Here is a 1,511-nt window from a genome sequence, read left to right as displayed (position 1 = left end):
TCGTCGGGTTGGTCGACCTCGGTGAGGGTTTTGCCGTCGGCGAGGGTGCGGACGGTGACGACGTCGCCGGTGACCAGGGTGACGGTATGTGTGTCGGTGAGGGTGCCCGCGGGTGTGGTTGTCCGGGGCGGTGCGGCGGTCGCGGCGGCTGGATCGATGGCGGCGGCGGAGGCCGCGAACATCCCGGCCGCTACGACGGCAGCGATCAACCGCCGCCGTGATCCGCCAACGGCGAAGGGTTCTAGATGGGAATGCATGGATCTAGTTCTACTGATGTTGCTCGATCACGTGAATGGCTTCTGCTGGCGGGTAGCCGTCACGGCGCTACTTCGCCACCGTGTGACGATGGCTTCCGCTGCTGGGCGTCGGCGGGATGAGGGCCAGCTCCGTGGCATCCGGCACGGTCGTCTGTGTTGGGTAGGGCCGGCGGGTCCCCGGACCGTTGTTGGTTCGGAGACCCCTGCCGGTTCAGGTCAGCGTAGGCCGTAGGCGCGGGTGATTTCTTGTCGGATGGCGAAGCCGGTGTCGGTGTCGGCGGCGGCGCGGAGGGAGATGAACCCCTCCGGTTGCTTCATTCTCTTCAGGGCTCTTGTGCGGCGGTTGTTGTCTCCCGCGGTGAGGGTGACGGGTTGCCAGGTGGTGCCGTCGTCGTAGGAGACCTCAAGCTCCACTGCGGTGATGGTGCCGGTGCCGGAGCCGCCGGGCTGTGGCCTGGCGGTGATGCTGATTTCTTGGTTGGTGCCGGCTTTGACGTCGCCTCGTAGGTCGGTCTCCAACTCGTAGTCGAGTTGGAGCAGCGTGATCGGTTCCGGGGCATCGGGTTCGGCGTTGTTGGTGCTGGAGATGAAGTCCCACTCCGTGTGCGTACGGGTCGACAGCCGCCACTCCTCGGCTGGGCGCGACGCATCCAACACCAGCCGGTACGGCAGCGTCCCAGCCGGAACCTCCCTGCCAATCAGCCTGGGAAGTAGTTGGTCTTCGTGCAGCAGGGTGTCGCCCTGGTAGAGCCGGATGTGCTGCTGCGATGAGGGAAGCGTCCCTGCGCCGGAGTCGAGCACGGTGCTACCCGACGGGCTCCAGGCCTGTACGTAGAGGGTCATGCGGTCCTGGTATCGACTGTTCTGGGGCCAGGCTGACCGGGTGAAGGCCGGTCGGATGGCGGGGGCGAACGTGTCCACCCTGGTGGTCGTGCCCTTGGCGTAGGTATGCGCGTCCGCCACTACTGCCCAAGCCGGATTGTGCTGTTGGTGGATCTCGGCCCAGGGGATGTCTGGGGTGACCCATTCGGTGCGGGTGCTGGGATGCCACTCCGGCTCGGGGACCCCGAGTGGGAGGCCGAGGGCCGTGTCGGCGCGGAACCCGGAACCTTCGGCGCCTTGGGTGGCGTGGTATCGGGCGTCGACTCGGGCCAGGTCGCTGTGCCTCGGGTGGTAGGTGAGGGGCTGGTCGGGCACCTGTTCGCGCCAGACCTGGGCCAGGTCGTAGATGGTGTCGGGGTATTTCTCTTGGCT

Annotated in this window: 1 protein-coding gene and 1 pseudogene; both read right to left on the bottom strand. The window is 66.8% G+C overall.

What is annotated here, in order from left to right:
• Positions 1 to 182: hypothetical protein (locus SALPAC3_RS28280; protein ID WP_033774828.1), on the bottom strand; the 182-nt coding region annotated here is incomplete at its 3' end.
• A 291-nt stretch (positions 183 to 473) separates the two neighbouring features.
• Positions 474 to 1,511, bottom strand: a pseudogene (locus SALPAC3_RS28630) (peptidase S8); the annotation flags it as partial.

It is taken from the genome of Salinispora pacifica DSM 45544, assembly GCF_000378845.1.
GTDB lineage: Bacteria > Actinomycetota > Actinomycetes > Mycobacteriales > Micromonosporaceae > Micromonospora > Micromonospora pacifica.
This window is presented reverse-complemented; position numbering and strand designations above follow the sequence as displayed.